The organism is Azohydromonas lata NBRC 102462, from assembly GCF_001571085.1.
Lineage (GTDB): Bacteria > Pseudomonadota > Gammaproteobacteria > Burkholderiales > Burkholderiaceae_C > Azohydromonas > Azohydromonas lata.
Genome location: NZ_BCTC01000010.1, coordinates 50120 through 65265 on the forward strand (window position 1 = coordinate 50120; position 15146 = coordinate 65265).

Sequence of the window (15146 nt, forward strand, 5' to 3'; positions counted from 1 at the left end):
TAGTCGTGCGGTTGGGCGAGCGGCACGCCGCCCGCGGTATGGATCACGAGCCAACCCGCGTCAGGCGCGGGCCGCGCTCACTTGGTGAAGGCGTTGCCCAGGGCGAAAACCGAGTTGGGCGCCGTGACCTTGATGGGCTTGACCACAGGGGTGCTGGAGATGGCGCGCTTGACAGGGGCCTCTTCCACCGACACGCCCTTGGCGATCTGGTCGTCCACGAGCTTTTGCAGCGAGATGGAATCGAGGTACTCGATCATCTTGTTGTTGAGGTTGGTCCAGAGCTCGTGCGTCATGCAGCGCCCGGAGTCCTCGCCCATGCAGTTTTCCTTGCCGCCGCAGCCCGTGGCGTCCAGCGCCTCGTCCACGGCGACGATGATGTCGGCCACGGTGATGTCCTCGGCCTTGCGGCCCAGGGAGTAGCCGCCGCCGGGGCCGCGGGTGCTCTCCACCAGCTCGTGGCGGCGCAGCTTGCCGAAGAGCTGCTCCAGGTACGACAACGAGATCTGCTGACGTTGGCTGATGGCCGCCAGCGCCACCGGGCCCGAATGCGAGCGCAGCGCCAGATCGATCATCGCGGTGACGGCAAAACGGCCTTTGGTGGTAAGACGCATCGAAATACTCCTGCGCCGCAGCGGCGGCAATCGCTTGACCCTGTCCTCCCGCGGATCACACGGGTCGGCCGTCATGCGACCTGGGCCCTCTTTCGAGGGGCCTACACCCGGTCTATCCCGAGTGTTTTGGTCGATTATACATGAAGCCTCCCTTTGGACTCAGGGGAACTACGCAGAAGTTCCCTTAGTGCCATCAGGGTTTACACCCTGGAACGATACGCCGATTGCAGACGCTTTGCGCTGGCGCAAATCCGCGGGGAGTGCTCCATGACCGATTGCGCACTTTGCCAGACCCTCTTGGCGGGCTTGCGCCCGCGCCAGGAGCGTGCTGCACGCCGGCCGGGTGCGCAGCGCGTCAGCCGCGGCCGGTGATGGGCACGACGTTGCTGTCGTGCCCGGCGGCGCCAAAGGCCTGCTCGCGCAGCAGGGCGAGCTGGTCGCGCAGCCGCGCCGCCTGCTCGAACTCCAGGTTGCGCGCGTGTTCCAGCATCTGCTTTTCCAGCAGCTTGATGCGCTTGCCCAGGTCCTTTTCGCTCATGGCCTCCACAGCGGCGGCGGCCTGGGCGTTCTTGAGATCGTCCTTGGCGGTCTTGTCGGAGACCACGCCGTCGATCATCTCGCGCACCTGCTTGCGCACCGTGCGCGGCGTGATGCCGTGCTCGGCGTTGAACGCCTCCTGCTTGGCGCGGCGGCGCAGCGTCTCGTCGATGGCACGGCGCATGGAGTCGGTGGTCTTGTCGGCGTAGAGGATGGCCTTGCCCGAGGCGTTGCGCGCGGCACGGCCTATCGTCTGGATCAGGCTGCGCTCGGCGCGAAGAAAGCCTTCCTTGTCCGCGTCCAGGATGGCCACCAGCGACACCTCGGGAATGTCCAGGCCCTCGCGCAGCAGGTTGATGCCCACCAGCACGTCAAAGAGGCCCAGCCGCAGGTCGCGGATGATTTCCACCCGCTCCACCGTATCCACGTCGGAGTGCAGGTAGCGCACCTTCACGCCGTTGTCGGTGAGGTAGTCGGTGAGTTGCTCGGCCATGCGCTTGGTCAGCGTGGTGATGAGCACGCGCTCGTCGCGATCGACGCGGTCGCGGATTTCCTGCAGCACGTCGTCCACCTGGTGCAGCGCGGGGCGCACCTCGATCTCCGGGTCCACCAGGCCCGTGGGCCGCACCACCTGTTCCACCACCTGGCCGGCATGGCGCTTTTCGTAGTCGGCGGGCGTGGCCGAGACGAAGACGCACTGGCGCATCTTGGTCTCGAACTCCTCGAACTTCAGCGGCCGGTTGTCCAGCGCCGAGGGCAGCCGGAAGCCGTACTCCACCAGCGTGGTCTTGCGGGCACGGTCGCCGTTGTACATGCCGCCGAACTGGCCTATGAGCACGTGCGACTCGTCGAAGAACATGAGCGCGTCGCGCGACAGGTAGTCCACCAGCGTGGGCGGCGGCGAGCCGGGCTCGGCGCCGGAGAGGTGGCGGGTGTAGTTCTCGATGCCCTTGCAGTGGCCGACCTCCTGCAGCATCTCCAGGTCGAAGCGCGTGCGCTGCTCCAGGCGCTGCGCCTCCACCAGCTTGCCCTGGGCCACGAACTCGTCCACGCGCTGGCGCAGCTCGGCCTTGATGCCCTCTATGGCGGCAAGCACGCGCTCGCGCGGCGTCACGTAGTGGCTGCTGGGATAGACGGTGAAGCGCGGGATCTTTTGGCGGATGCGCCCGGTGAGCGGATCGAAGAGCTGCAGCGACTCGACCTCGTCGTCGAACAGCTCTATGCGTATGGCCAGCTCCGAGTGCTCGGCAGGGAAGACGTCTATCGTGTCGCCGCGCACGCGGAAGTTGCCACGGGCAAATTCCATTTCATTGCGCGCGTACTGCATGCGCACGAGTTGGGCGATGACGTCGCGCTGGCCCATCTTGTCGCCCACGCGCAGCGTCATCACCATCTGGTGGTAGTCGGCCGGGTTGCCTATGCCGTAGATGGCCGAGACCGAGGCGACGATGATCACGTCGCGCCGCTCCAGCAGGCTTTTGGTGGCCGACAGCCGCATCTGCTCGATGTGCTCGTTGATCGCGCTGTCCTTTTCAATGAAGAGATCGCGCTGCGGCACGTAGGCCTCGGGCTGGTAGTAGTCGTAGTAGCTGACGAAGTACTCGACCGCGTTCTTGGGAAAGAACTCGCGGAACTCGCTGTAGAGCTGTGCGGCCAGCGTCTTGTTGGGCGCGAACACGATGGCCGGCCGGCCCAGCCGGGCAATCGTGTTGGCCATGGTGAAGGTCTTGCCGGAGCCGGTGACGCCCAGCAGCGTCTGGAAGCTCAGGCCGTCCTGCACGCCTTCCACCAACTGCTCGATGGCCGCGGGCTGGTCACCCGCAGGCGGATAGGGCTGGAACAGCTCGAAGGGCGAGCCGGGATAGCGGGCGAACTCGCCCTGCGGCGCGGCCACTTCTTCCTGCGGCACCTGCTGCGGCTCCAGCGCGGCGGCGGAGCCCGGGACGGCCGAAACGGGCTGGGCGAGCTTGGCGGGCTTGGGGGAAGGCATCGGACGATCCTGGAGAAAGCGGTGAAAACGGCGGGGCGCTTAGAATTGCGCGCCTTGCGCAAATGCATCCACATGCATCCGCAGGGCAATCCGACAGCCTAGCGCATCGCCCGTTCCCACAGCGGCGGCGCTCCTCTCCCCCATTGCTGGAAGCACCCATGTCCTTGTTTGCCGCCGTCGAAATGGCCCCGCGCGACCCGATCCTGGGCCTCAACGAACAATTCGCCGCCGACCCCAACCCCGCCAAAGTGAACCTGGGCGTGGGCGTGTATTTCGACGATGAGGGCAAGCTGCCGCTTCTCAAGTGCGTCGCCGCCGCCGAAGAGCAGCTGCTGTCCGCCAAGAAGCCCCGCGGCTACCTGCCCATCGACGGCATCGCCGCTTACGACAAGGCCGTGCAAGGCCTGGTGTTCGGCGCCGAGAGCGACGCCGTCAAGGGCGGCCGCGTGGCCACCGTGCAGGCCCTGGGCGGCACCGGCGGCCTCAAGATCGGCGCCGACTTCCTCAAGCGCGTGGACCCGGCGGCCAAGGTGCTCATCAGCGACCCGAGCTGGGAAAACCACCGCGCCCTGTTCACCAATGCGGGCTTCGAAGTCGGCACCTACCCGTATTACGACGCCGACAAGCGCGGCGTCCGCTTCGATGACATGCTGGCCGCCCTGCAAGGTGCGCCCAAGGGCACCGTCGTGGTGCTGCACGCCTGCTGCCACAACCCCACCGGCTACGACATCACGCCTGCGCAGTGGACGCAGGTGGTGCAGGCCGTCAAGAGCGCCGGCCTGGTGGCCTTCCTGGACATGGCCTACCAAGGCTTTGGCGAAGGCATTGCCGAAGACGGCGCCGTGATCCAGCAATTCCTGGACGCGGGCATCGACTTCTTCGTCTCCACCTCGTTCTCCAAGAGCTTCTCGCTCTACGGCGAACGCGTGGGCGCGCTCAGCGTGGTGTGCGACAGCGCCGACGAGGCCGCCCGCGTGCTGAGCCAGCTCAAGATCGTCATCCGCACCAACTACTCCAACCCGCCGACCTTCGGCGCGCAGGTCGTGGCCACCGTGCTGACCACGCCCGCGCTGCGCGCGCAGTGGGAGGAAGAGCTCGCCGGCATGCGCCAGCGCATCAAGCTCATGCGTTCGCTGCTGGTGGAAAAGCTGCAGGCCGCGGGCTTGAAGCAGGACGTGTCCTACATCGTCCGCCAGAAGGGCATGTTCAGCTACTCCGGCCTGGGCAAGGAGCAGATGCAGCGCCTGCGCAGCGAGTTCGGCGTGTACGGCGTGGATTCCGGCCGCATCTGCGTGGCTGCCCTCAACACCCGCAACATCGACGCAGTGGCCTCGGCCATCGCCAAGGTCGCCGCCTGAGCCGAAAAGGCACTGACTCAGCAGTATCAAGCCGCCACCGTGGCGGCTTGATTTCCGTGAACTGCATCTCGCTGGGGCCGGTTTTCCGGCCCTTTGCGCATCCTTGGATTGCCACGGGGTGGCAGTCTCGCGGCCGTCCGCGCATAAAAATTGCTGCACCTGCACAAAATGAAGAAGTCCTGTCAGGTTCGGATCAATTGCGGCGCGCATGCTGCCTTACCCTCCAAGACGTCGTCCCCCATTTGCTGCGAGGTTCATCCCGATGCTGTATCAGCTCTATGAAAGCCAGCGCGCCTTGATGGCGCCTTTCTCCGAGTTCGCCAGCGCGGCTTCCAAGCTGTACGACCATCCGCTGTCGCCTTTTGCGCATTCCATCCTGTCGCAGCGCATCTCCGCTGCGCTGGACCTGATGCACCGGCTGGCCAAGGACTACGAGAAGCCCCAGTTCGAAATCACCTCGGCCACCGTCAACGGCGTCGAGGTGGCCGTGCAGGAGCGCGTGGCGCTGCAAAAGCCCTTCTGCCGGCTGCTGCGCTTCAAGCGCTTCACCGACGACGTGCAGGCCCTCACCGCCATGAAGAACCAGCCCACGGTGCTGGTCGTGGCGCCGTTGTCGGGCCACCACTCCACGCTGCTGCGCGACACGGTGCGCTCGCTGCTGCATGACCACAAGGTCTACATCACCGACTGGACCGACGCGCGCATGGTGCCTGCCGAGGCCGGCCCCTTCCATCTCAACGACTACGTGGGCTATGTGCAGGATTTCATCCGCCACATCGGCCCGCAAGTTCACGTGATTTCCGTGTGCCAGCCCACCGTGCCGGTGCTGGCCGCGGTGTCGCTGCTGGCCAGCCGTAGCGAGGCCACACCACGCACCATGACCATGATGGGCGGCCCCATCGACGCGCGCCGCTCACCCACCGCGGTGAACAACCTGGCGATGAACAAGCGCCACGAGTGGTTCGAGAACAACGTGATCTACCGCGTGCCGCCCAACTACCCCGGCGCCGGCCGCCGCGTCTACCCGGGCTTCCTGCAGCACACGGGCTTCGTGGCCATGAACCCGGACCGCCATCTGAGCTCGCATTACGACTATTTCCTGGACCTCATCCGCGGCGACGAGGACAGCATCGAAGCCCACCGCAAGTTCTACGACGAGTACAACGCCGTGCTGGACATGCCAGCCGACTACTACCTGGAGACCATCAAGACCGTGTTCCAAGACTTCGCCCTGGTCAACGGCACCTGGATGGTCGAGGGCGAGCTGGTCAAGCCGCAGGACATCACCACCAGCGCGCTGCTGACGGTGGAAGGCGAGCTCGACGACATCTCCGGCGCCGGCCAGACCCGTGCCGCGCACGACCTGTGCACCGGCATCCCCAAGGAGCGCCAGTTCCACTACGACGTGGAAGGCGCAGGCCACTACGGCATCTTCTCGGGCCGCCGCTGGCGCGAAAAGGTTTATCCGCAAGTGCGCGACTTCATCGCCCGCTTCGATGCCGACCAGGGTAGCCCGGCCAAGCCCGCCGCCCTGACCGACGCGGCGGCCGAACCGCTGGCTGCGCCCACGCGCTCCAAGCGCTCCACGACGAAAGCCGGTGCCTGAAGCTCTGACCCCAACACCTTCGCCGTCCCCGCTGCAGGGCCTGGCCGCCGAGCTCGACGCAGCGCTGCCACAGACACAGTGCACGCGCTGCGGCTACCCCGACTGCCGCGGCTACGCCCAGGCCATCGCGCAGGGCCTGGCCGACATCGACCGCTGCCCACCCGGCGGCGCCGAAGGCGTGCGCCGGCTCGCAGTCCTCACCGGCCGCCCGGTCAAACCGCTGGACGCCGCCTGCGGCGCCGAAGTGCCACGCAAGCTGGCCTTCATCGACGAGGCCTGGTGCATCGGCTGCACGTTGTGCATCAAGGCCTGCCCGGTGGACTGCATTGCCGGCGCCAACAAGCGCATGCACACCGTCATCGAGAACGAGTGCACCGGTTGCGAGCTGTGCGTGAGCGCCTGCCCCGTGGACTGCATCGTGCTGGAAGACGTCACCACCGCCACCGGCTGGGCCGCCTGGAGCCCTGCGCAGGCCGACCACGCCCGCGCGCGCTACGAGGAGCACCGCCGCCGGCTGGCGCGGCAGGAGGAGCAGACGCGCGAGCGCCTCATTGCCAAGGCTGAAACCAAGCTCGCCGACCTGCCCGCCCACAGCCGGCACGAAGACCCGCAGGTGCTGGACAAGAAGCGCGCCGTCATCGAGGCCGCGCTGGCCCGCGCTCGCGCGCAACGCGCGCCGCGGGCATGACGCGGAATACGGGCAGCGCCATGGACGACCAGGCCGTCGAACGTTTCTTCGCCACGCTGCGCGCCGCCAATCCGCAGCCCACCACCGAGCTGGAGTTCACCAACGTGTTCGAGCTGCTGGCGGCGGTGCTGCTGTCGGCGCAGTCCACCGACGTGGGCGTGAACAAGGCGACCCGGCGGCTCTTTCCCGTGGCCAACACGCCGCAGCGCATGCTGGCGCTGGGCATAGACGGCATCGCCGGCTACATCCGCAGCGTGGGCCTGTACCCGACCAAGGCCAAGAACCTCTGGAACACCAGCCGCATCCTGGTCGAGCAGCATGGCGGGCGTGTGCCGCGCAGCCGCGAGGCGCTGGAGGCCCTGCCCGGCGTGGGCCGCAAGACGGCCAACGTGGTGCTCAACGTCGCCTTCGGCGAGCCCACCATGGCGGTGGACACGCACATCTTCCGCGTGGGCAACCGCACCGGGCTGGCACCCGGGCGCACGCCGCTGGAGGTCGAACAAGGCCTGCTGCGCCGCGTGCCGGCCCCGTACCGGGTGGACGCCCACCACTGGCTCATCCTGCACGGCCGCTACGTCTGCCAGGCCCGCCGCCCGCTGTGCGAGCGCTGCAGCGTGACCGATTGCTGCGACTGGTTCCAAAGCAACCGGCCCTGACGGCGCCCGGCCTACAATCCCGGCCCCACCCTGTCCGCCACGCCATGCCGACCCTGGAAGAACTTGCCGAGCGCATCGAGCTGCTCGCGCACCGCCACGAGCAGCTCCAGCAAGCCCACGCCGAGCTGCAAAGGCAGCACGCCGAACTGGGCACCGAGCGCGACCAGTTGCGCTCGCGCCTGAATGCCGCGCGCTCGCGCATAGACGTCCTCATCGAGCGGCTCTCCACCACCGATGCCGCCCGCCAGGGTTGAGCCAAGCCATGAAACAGCTCGAAGTCACCATCCTCGGCCAGAGCTACCTGCTGGGCTGCCCCGAAGGCGGCGAGCAGGCGCTGCAGGCCGCCGTCGCGCAAGTGGACCGCGAAATGACCGCCATACGCGACGCCGGCCGCATCAAGGCACGCGAGCGCATCGCCGTGCTGGCCGCGCTCAACCTGGCCTACCAACTGGCCCAACGGCCGGCGGCTGTGCCTGCGCCCGCCGCCGAAACCGGCGATGCGGCCACCGCCGCGCAAGCCCTGCCCGCGGCGCAATTGCAGGCGCTCATCGCCCGCATAGACCGTGCATTGGGAACGCAAGAGGCTTCGCGCACGACTTGACAGGGTTGATGCGCGCACTTCAGCCGCTAAGCGTCGGCCACGGGCGTAAAATCCAAACCGTCCGCTGCGTTCGCGTGGGTTCTATATTTCCTTGAACCGATGCTCTCGCGAGCAAGGGCTTGGAACATCGTTGGACAGGTGAGATCGTCTCGCGTCAGACGAACCCGAAGTCTTACTGACCTGGCCCACCTGAATCCCCTGGGTTCAGGAATGCGGCCCACGGCTCGCGGTGGACACCCCCACTTCTCTTTGACATCCGTCTTGCCCGCGCGGCGAACGGCCCGGCCGGCGGCTTGGGCCGGCTCGGCGCGTTGGAGCCTGCTCGTTCCAGGCCATGGCCGGACGGCCTGGCTTCGTTGGCACCCATGGACCTTTCTCTCGTGGCCGAGCTGCTGCTGCTGGGCTGCTGCACCGGCTTCCTGGCCGGATTGCTGGGCATTGGCGGCGGCATGCTGCTCGTCCCCTTCCTGAGCTTCATCCTGTCGCAGCGCGGCGTGGCGCCGGGCATGTCGGTGAAGATGGCCATCGCCACGTCCATGACCACCATCGTCTTCACCTCGCTGTCCAGCGTGCGCGCGCACCACAAGCGCGGCGCGGTGCGCTGGCCGCTGGTGCGCAACATGGCGCCGGGCATCGTGCTGGGCGGCCTGGTGGCCGGGGCCGGGGCCTTTGCCCTGGTCAAGGGACAGGCGCTGGCGCTGTTCTTCGCCGCCTTCGTCGCCTTCTCGGCCACGCAGATGCTGCGCGCCCGCGCTCCGCACCCGGACCGCGACATGCCCGGCCGCCTGGGCCAGGCCGCCGCAGGCAGCGGGATCGGTTTTCTCTCCGGCCTGGTGGGCGCGGGCGGCGGCTTCGTCTCCGTGCCCTTCATGACCCGCTGCAACGTGCCCATCCACCACGCGGTGGCCACCAGCGCGGCGCTGGGCTTTCCCATCGCCCTGGCCAACACCGTGGGCTACCTGGTGGGCGGCATGGGCCTCACGCCGGCCCTGCCCGGCGCACTGGGCTACCTCTACCTGCCCGCGCTGGGCGTAGTGGCGGCCGCCAGCGTGACGCTGGCCCCCGTGGGTGCGCGCGCCGCGCATGCCCTGGACGTCAAGCAGCTCAAGCGCGCCTTCGCCTTCCTGCTCTACGCGCTGGCCGCCTACATGCTCTACAAGGGCCTCAACAGCTGAAGCCCCGCGGCCTGCCTCGCCGATCCGGGGCCATGGCCGCAAGCGCTTCCAAGCGAAGATTCGCGCCGGACGGCTGAGGCCCGCAGGCCACGCCCTCACGGCCGCACCGCCCTGGCGCCCATCGGGCGCGGCGGGCTTTCAGGACTGCAGCACCGGGAAAGGCACGCGCGCCAGCGCCGCCTGGTCGCCCCCGCGCTGCTGCGCCTGGGCCAAGGCGGCTTCGCAGGCCGATTGCAGCTCCGTCAACTCCGCGGCGATGTGCGGACAGCCCGCCACGCCCATGGACACCGTGAAGCGCAGCTCCCGCCCGCCGGAGACCACGATCTGCGCGGCGCACTCGCGCCGCAGCTGCTCCATGCGGCCATAGGCCAACGCCATCCCGACGTTGGCCATGAGCACGGCAAAGCGCTGGCCGCCCAAGTGGCAGGTCGAATCCGTGGCCCGGGTGTTGGCACGCAGCAGCCGCGCCAGCGTCGCGCGCACGCTGGCTTGGGCGGCCTCGTCCCAGGCCGGCCCCGCAGGCGCGTCCAGCGCAACCCACACCAGCGCGAACTCGCGGCTCTCCTGCACCGACAGCAGCAGCGCGCGGCGCAACTGCTCATCGAAGAACTCGCGCAGGTGCAGCCCCGTGGCGCGGTCCAGCGGGCTGCCGTCGCCACCCTGGCGGTCGAGCTGCTCGTTGAGCAGCCGCTGCTGCTGCTCCATCTGCTGCAGCAGCTCGCGCACGCGCTGCTGCTCGCGCCGCTGCGGCGCCAGGTCGCTCCAGAGGCTGCACAGCACCCGGCGGCCGTCGGCCAGCAGCCGCAGCTCGCGCCAGACGCTGTACTCGTGCAGCGCGCCGCGCCATTCGAAGCGGTGCTCGCTTTGCAGCGGCTTGTCCGGCGGCAACTGCAGCGCGTGCTGCTCGGCCGCGCGCAGCGGCGCGGGCCAGGGCGTGGACAGGGCCGCGTCGCCCTGGGTGCGCAGTGCGGCCACGTCGCATTGCAGCCATTGCGCCATGGCGTCGTTGACGTGCACATAGGCGCCCGTGGCCGCGTCCTTGACCGCCAGCAACGTGCCCTGCCGCGCCAGCCAGGCCGGCAACACGTGGCCCAACAGGCCGGCCAGATGCGGGTCGTCCGGCGAGGTGGAGCCGCCCTGTGCCGCGCCGGGTGAGGATGTCGAAGTCATGGATGTGAGCTGCTCCGCCATGTCAGTCCAGGAAGATCAGTCGAAGAGCATTTGTGCGCTGCGCTCGTAGTCGCCGGTGAGATCCTCGAAGCATGCCAGCAGCGCCTCGGCCGACAGTGCCAGTTGCCGGCGGCCGGTTTCGTGTCCGGCCTCGCGCACGCCCTGCTGCATGCGCTGCCACTCGCGCGCCGCGGCATCCAGCGCGATGCGTATGGCCGGCGAGCTCAAGGGCAATTGCTGCAGGCGCTGCAGCGCCTGGTCGAAGTCGCGTGCCGTGGCCGCGGCCAGCGACAGCGCCTGCGCGCCCTCCGGCGTGGCCAGCAGCGCGCCCATGAGCACCTGCTTGAGCAGCCGCTGGCCCAGCATGCGCTGGCGCCCGGACAAATTGACGGCGGAAAGCGTCTGCAGCGCGCTGCCGCCTTCCAGCGCACGCGTGAGCCGCTCGGCGGCCACCAGGAGCGCCTCGGCACACTGGTCCAGGCCGGCCAGCGCCTCCAGCCGCGAGGCACCGTCCAGCGCCTGCTCCAGCGCGGCCCAAGCGGACTGCAGCGGCTGCAGCAGGTCGCCCAAGGTGGCAGCCGACAGCGTGCGCGAGAGGTGGTCCAGGTTGCGTTGCGCCTGCCTGCGCGCGGTGGCCTGCAGGGCCGGGGCATCCACGTCCGGCGCAGGTGCCAGGCGCAGCGCCTGCAACGCCACCAGGCGCTGCGAGAGCATGCGCAGTTGACCGCTGCGGTTGAGCGCCTCGGCATCGCGCGCGGCGTCTATGAGCTGCTGCGACAGCCGGCCCACGCGCAGCTTGCCCTGCATGGCCGCGCCGCGCAGGCGGCGGAAGGCTTCGTCCTCCGACAGGCCGTGCGAGCGCATCAGGATGCCCTTGGCGCGGTCCACCAGCTTGCGCTCCTCCAGCCGCTGGTGGGCATCGTCGCGCTCGGCGCGCAGACGTTGCTCGTGCTCGAAGCGGGCGCGCGTGAGCTGCAGCAGCGGCCGCAGCCGCGTGGGCGCATAGCCGTGCACCACCCAGCCCGCCACGCCCAGCTCCAGCGCGCGCTGCGCGCCCTCGGCGCCGGCATCAGCGGTGAACACCAGCACCGGCATGGGTTGCGTGCGCGACAACAGCTCCAGCGCGTCGAACAGCCCCGCCTCCGCCGGGCTGGGCTCCCAGCACACGACCACGTCGGGTGCACAGCGCAGGGCCTGCTGCACCAGCTTGTCGCATTCGCAGGCACCAAGGACGTGAATGCCGGCGGCCTGGAGCTCATCGGACAACGGTGGCGCGCCGCTGCCGGGCGAGGTGATGACGAGTGCTGAAGTCATGAAGCGGGCCGCTCGCGTCGGCCTGGGCACTAGAGGGGAAACGGCTGCCGCGATGAGGGTGGCGGCATTGGGAGCGCAAGCATAGAGCAGCCCATGGGCCGCCCAGGAACCAAGGGTTGGCACGGATGGTGCAGTACTGCACGCGGGTGCACCGCAGCACCCGGACCGCCGGCCTCGCACGCCCGGTCCTGGCCACAGCGTCGTGACCAAAACATGTGCCTCCTGCCCGCGTCCACAGCGGGCGCTTTGCCGTACCTCCGGAGAAGCCACATGAGAACGCTGTCGTTGCCCGCCTTCCCTTTCCTTCCCTTCCTGCGCGCCTGAGCGCCCCGCCACGATGTCGAGCTTCAAAACCTTCGCCCGTGCCGGGCACTGGCCCACGCTGGCCGCTTCCTTCCTTTACTTCGATTTCTGCTTCGCCGTGTGGGTGCTCAACGGCGCCATGGGCCCCTTCATCAGCGAGGCCTACGGGCTGTCGGCTGCGCAAAAGGGCTTCATGGTGTCGGTGCCCATCCTGGCCGGGGCGCTGATGCGCTTTCCACTGGGCGTGCTGTCGCAGTACATCGGCCGCAAGAACGCGGCGATGGTGGAGATGTCGCTGATCATCGCGGCGCTGCTGTTCGGTTTCCTGTTCGTTGACAGCTACAACGGCGTGTTGGCCATGGGCGTGCTGCTGGGCATCGCCGGCGCCAGCTTCGGCGTGGCGCTGAGCCTGGGCAGCGGCTGGTTCCCGCCCAAGTACAAGGGCCTGGCCATGGGCATCGCCGGCGCGGGCAACTCCGGCACGGTGCTGGCCGTGCTGTTTGCGCCGCCGCTGGCCATGAAGTACGGCTGGCAGACGGTGTACGGCCTGGCCGCGGCCACCATGCTGCTGCCGCTGGCGGTGATGTGGTTGGCCGCCAAGGAGCCGCCCGACCGCGAGCACCAGACCTTCCGCGAGCACATCAGCTGCCTGTTCGAGAAGGACGGCTGGGCCTTCAGCCTGATCTACGTCGTGACCTTCGGCGGCTTCATCGGCCTGGCCAGCTTCCTGCCCACCTACTTCTACGACCAGTTCAAGGTCACCAAGGTCGAGGCCGGCCAGCTCACCATGCTGGCCACGCTGATGGGCTCGGCCGTGCGCGTGCTCGGCGGCTGGATCTCCGACCGCATCGGCGGCGTCAACACCCTCTCCGGCGTGCTGCTGCTGGTGGCCGCCACGCTCACGGCCTGCGGCTTCGCGGGCACCTCGCTGGCCAGCACCACGCTGCTGTTCATGCTGTGCTTTGCCGCGCTGGGCGCGGGCAACGGCGCGCTGTTCCAGCTCGTTCCGCTGCGCTGGCCGCTCACCACGGCCGTGGCCGGCTCCATGATCGGCGAGGTCGGCGCCCTGGGCGGCGGCTTCCTGCCCAACGCCATGGGCCTGTCCAAGGAGTACCTGGGCAGCTACTTGGGCGGCTTCCTGGCCTTCACGGTGCTGGCGCTGCTGATGCTGGGCATGCTGCGCGTCGTGCAGATCCGCTGGACCCGCACTTGGGCCGAAAAGGGCGGCCGCGCCCGCCCCGCCACGCCCGGCCAAGCCGAGTCGGCCGCGCCGCGCGTCACCCGCGTGTCCACCAGCCGCCGCCGCGCCTGAAGCGCCCCGCGCCGCACGACGAGCACCCCGGGAGCGCAGTCATGGCCACGCTAGCGCGGCAGGAACAGCAGCCACACGACCAGCAGCAGGTTGAAGAGCAGCGACACCACGAGCGCCGCCTTCCACAGTGCCAGCGGGTCGCGCACGGCCAGCGGCGTGGCCGTGGGCGCGCCCAAGCTGCGCGAGGCGCCGCGCTGCAGCGCCAGCAGCAGCTCCTCGGCGGTTTCGAAGCGCTGGCGCGGGTCGCGCGCCACGGCCTTGAGCACCAGGTGGTCCAGCCAGATGGGCACGTCCGGCCGCAGCCGCGACAACGGCCGCGGGTCGCGCCGAAAGCGCGCCGTCTGGTAGGGCTCCACCTCGCCGTAGGGCAGATGGCCGCCGAGCCACAGGTACAGCGTCGCGCCCAGGGCGAAGAGGTCGCTGCCGCTGTCGGCCGCGGCGCCTTCCCACTGCTCGGGGTTCATGAAGCTGGGCGTGCCGGCGTGCAGCTCGCGCTGCGCGGCCGGGGCGTGCGCGCTCACGGCCGTGCCCAGGTCCAGCAAGCGCCACTGGCCGTCCTCGCCCAAGTGCAGGTTGCCGGGCTTCAAGTCGCGGTGGACCACACCCAGGCGGTGCAGCCGGCCCACGGCGCGCGTGATGGCGACGGCGCCGCGCACCACCTCGTCCACGCCGAAGCGCTGCCCGTCCTTGAGCCACTGCTCCAGGGTGCGCCCGCCGTGCCAGTCGAACACCGTGTAGAGCGCGCTGGCGTTGCGCACTTCATGCACGCGAATGAAGCCGGGTGCGTCGGCCTCGGCCAGGCGCAGTCCCAGCCAAGCCTCGTGGGCCAGCATGGCGCGCTCCTCGGGGTCGCTGGCGCGGGCCTCGTGCAGCGTCTTGAGGGCCACCAGCGTGCCTTGCGGGCTGCGCGCCTGGTACAGGCGGTGCACGCCGCTGTCGGCCACCAGGGCCGTGATGGTGAAGCCGTCGAGCCGGTCGCCCACTTTCAGCCGGCCCGGCACGGGCAACTGGCGGGAGCGGGCGAGCTCGTCCTCCAGCCGGCCGGCGTCCAGGCCCAGCACGCGCACCACCAGCGCGCTGGCGTTGTCGCGGCCGCCGGCGGCAATGGCCGCCTCCACGATGGCGTCGCTGGCCTCCTGTGCGCTGCCCTTGGCGGCCAGCTCGGCCAGCCGGGCGCGCTTGAGCACGCCGTGCACGCCGTCGGTGGTCAGCACGAACACGTCGCCCACGCGCAGCGGGCCCTGCGCGTAGTCCACGCTCAGCGCCTCGTCCAGGCCCACGGCGCGGGTGAGGCGGCTGCGCTGGTCGGGGTGGTCAAAGGCGTGGTCCTGGGTCAGCGGCGCGAGCTCGCCACCGCTGAGCAGCCAGGCGCGCGTGTCGCCCACGTGGGCCACGGTGTAGCCGCGGCCTTCCAGCGCCAGCGCGGTGAGCGTGGTCAGCGCCGTGGTGGGCTCGGCCACGCGGCCGGCCTCGCGGCGGTGCCAGCCGCCGCCCACCTGGCGCTGGCGGTTCACGGCCACGAGCCAGTTGTTTTGGGCGGCAATGAGACGGTCCAGCACCACGGTGGTGTCCCAGGTGGCCGGGGCGGCGAAGAAGTCCGACAGCAGCCCCATCACGCTGGTCTGCGCCGCCTCGCGCCCGCCGCCGCCGGTGGACACGCCGTCGGCGATGGCTGCCACCAGCCCGCGGCGCTCGCGCAGCGCGCCGGCGAAGTCCTCGTTGATCTCGCGCGGACCGCGGCGGCTCGCGTGGCCGATGTCGACTTCAAAACTCATGCGGCCATTGTCCGCGCACCGAATTCCCCGCTCTCGACTTCCTCCTCAGG

The 15146-nt window shown here is 69.4% G+C and carries 13 protein-coding genes and 1 other RNA gene; 9 read left to right on the forward strand and 5 right to left on the reverse strand.

Annotation, left to right across the window (positions count from 1 at the left end):
* Positions 1-77 precede the first annotated feature (77 nt).
* Together iscR and uvrB are read right to left on the reverse strand one after the other, a co-directional pair.
* Positions 78-611, reverse strand: a complete 534-nt coding sequence (gene iscR, locus ALA01S_RS05885) for a Fe-S cluster assembly transcriptional regulator IscR (protein WP_066333385.1) — start codon at positions 609-611, stop codon at positions 78-80.
* A gap of 355 nt (positions 612-966) precedes the next feature.
* Complete coding sequence (gene uvrB / locus ALA01S_RS05890) at positions 967-3138, reverse strand: excinuclease ABC subunit UvrB (RefSeq protein ID WP_084267256.1); 2172 nt, start codon at positions 3136-3138, stop codon at positions 967-969.
* Between the two features lie 158 nt (positions 3139-3296).
* Between uvrB and ALA01S_RS05895 the strand changes: the two genes are divergently transcribed.
* From ALA01S_RS05895 to ALA01S_RS05930, 8 genes are all read left to right on the forward strand, one after another.
* Positions 3297-4496, forward strand: a complete 1200-nt coding sequence (locus tag ALA01S_RS05895; RefSeq protein ID WP_066333387.1) for an amino acid aminotransferase — start codon at positions 3297-3299, stop codon at positions 4494-4496.
* Between the two features lie 262 nt (positions 4497-4758).
* Positions 4759-6102, forward strand: a complete 1344-nt coding sequence (locus ALA01S_RS05900; RefSeq protein WP_084267257.1) for a polyhydroxyalkanoate depolymerase — start codon at positions 4759-4761, stop codon at positions 6100-6102.
* Complete coding sequence (gene rsxB / locus ALA01S_RS05905; RefSeq protein ID WP_238455704.1) at positions 6095-6790, forward strand: electron transport complex subunit RsxB; 696 nt, start codon at positions 6095-6097, stop codon at positions 6788-6790. The genes ALA01S_RS05900 and rsxB overlap by 8 nt, the downstream gene beginning before the upstream one ends.
* Before the next feature lie 20 nt (positions 6791-6810).
* Positions 6811-7446 (forward strand): endonuclease III, encoded by a 636-nt coding sequence (gene nth / locus ALA01S_RS05910; protein WP_066333391.1) that lies wholly within the window; start codon positions 6811-6813, stop codon positions 7444-7446.
* A 44-nt stretch (positions 7447-7490) separates the two neighbouring features.
* The gene (locus ALA01S_RS05915; protein ID WP_066333392.1) at positions 7491-7700 is read left to right on the forward strand and encodes a hypothetical protein; all 210 of its coding nucleotides are present in this window, start codon (positions 7491-7493) and stop codon (positions 7698-7700) included.
* Between the two features lie 8 nt (positions 7701-7708).
* On the forward strand, positions 7709-8047 hold the full coding sequence (locus ALA01S_RS05920) for a cell division protein ZapA (RefSeq protein ID WP_066333395.1): 339 nt from the start codon (positions 7709-7711) through the stop codon (positions 8045-8047).
* Positions 8048-8105: 58 nt separating this feature from the next.
* Positions 8106-8284, forward strand: a non-coding RNA gene (gene ssrS, locus ALA01S_RS05925) — 6S RNA.
* A gap of 128 nt (positions 8285-8412) precedes the next feature.
* Positions 8413-9222, forward strand: a complete 810-nt coding sequence (locus tag ALA01S_RS05930) for a sulfite exporter TauE/SafE family protein (protein WP_066333399.1) — start codon at positions 8413-8415, stop codon at positions 9220-9222.
* A 138-nt stretch (positions 9223-9360) separates the two neighbouring features.
* Here the strand turns inward: ALA01S_RS05930 and ALA01S_RS05935 are convergent, their stop codons facing one another.
* The gene (locus ALA01S_RS05935) at positions 9361-10392 is read right to left on the reverse strand and encodes a GGDEF domain-containing protein (protein ID WP_066333402.1); all 1032 of its coding nucleotides are present in this window, start codon (positions 10390-10392) and stop codon (positions 9361-9363) included.
* 36 nt (positions 10393-10428) lie between these two features.
* Positions 10429-11706 (reverse strand): type IV pili methyl-accepting chemotaxis transducer N-terminal domain-containing protein, encoded by a 1278-nt coding sequence (locus tag ALA01S_RS05940; RefSeq protein ID WP_084267259.1) that lies wholly within the window; start codon positions 11704-11706, stop codon positions 10429-10431.
* A gap of 337 nt (positions 11707-12043) precedes the next feature.
* Between ALA01S_RS05940 and ALA01S_RS05945 the strand changes: the two genes are divergently transcribed.
* Positions 12044-13321, forward strand: a complete 1278-nt coding sequence (locus tag ALA01S_RS05945) for an MFS transporter (RefSeq protein WP_066333406.1) — start codon at positions 12044-12046, stop codon at positions 13319-13321.
* A 50-nt stretch (positions 13322-13371) separates the two neighbouring features.
* Here ALA01S_RS05945 and ALA01S_RS05950 read toward each other — a convergent pair whose 3' ends face one another.
* On the reverse strand, positions 13372-15096 hold the full coding sequence (locus ALA01S_RS05950; RefSeq protein ID WP_066333409.1) for a bifunctional protein-serine/threonine kinase/phosphatase: 1725 nt from the start codon (positions 15094-15096) through the stop codon (positions 13372-13374).
* Positions 15097-15146 lie beyond the last annotated feature (50 nt).

Coding starts and splice junctions, on each gene's coding strand:
- uvrB (WP_084267256.1), bottom strand. CDS start 3,138: ATGCCTTCCCCCAAGCCCGCCAAGCTCGCCCAGCCCGTTTCGGCCGTC.
- ALA01S_RS05900 (WP_084267257.1), top strand. CDS start 4,759: ATGCTGTATCAGCTCTATGAAAGCCAGCGCGCCTTGATGGCGCCTTTC.
- ALA01S_RS05915 (WP_066333392.1), top strand. CDS start 7,491: ATGCCGACCCTGGAAGAACTTGCCGAGCGCATCGAGCTGCTCGCGCAC.
- ALA01S_RS05930 (WP_066333399.1), top strand. CDS start 8,413: ATGGACCTTTCTCTCGTGGCCGAGCTGCTGCTGCTGGGCTGCTGCACC.
- iscR (WP_066333385.1), bottom strand. CDS start 611: ATGCGTCTTACCACCAAAGGCCGTTTTGCCGTCACCGCGATGATCGAT.
- ALA01S_RS05950 (WP_066333409.1), bottom strand. CDS start 15,096: ATGAGTTTTGAAGTCGACATCGGCCACGCGAGCCGCCGCGGTCCGCGC.
- ALA01S_RS05935 (WP_066333402.1), bottom strand. CDS start 10,392: ATGACTTCGACATCCTCACCCGGCGCGGCACAGGGCGGCTCCACCTCG.
- ALA01S_RS05895 (WP_066333387.1), top strand. CDS start 3,297: ATGTCCTTGTTTGCCGCCGTCGAAATGGCCCCGCGCGACCCGATCCTG.
- ALA01S_RS05940 (WP_084267259.1), bottom strand. CDS start 11,706: ATGACTTCAGCACTCGTCATCACCTCGCCCGGCAGCGGCGCGCCACCG.
- ALA01S_RS05920 (WP_066333395.1), top strand. CDS start 7,709: ATGAAACAGCTCGAAGTCACCATCCTCGGCCAGAGCTACCTGCTGGGC.
- nth (WP_066333391.1), top strand. CDS start 6,811: ATGGACGACCAGGCCGTCGAACGTTTCTTCGCCACGCTGCGCGCCGCC.
- ALA01S_RS05945 (WP_066333406.1), top strand. CDS start 12,044: ATGTCGAGCTTCAAAACCTTCGCCCGTGCCGGGCACTGGCCCACGCTG.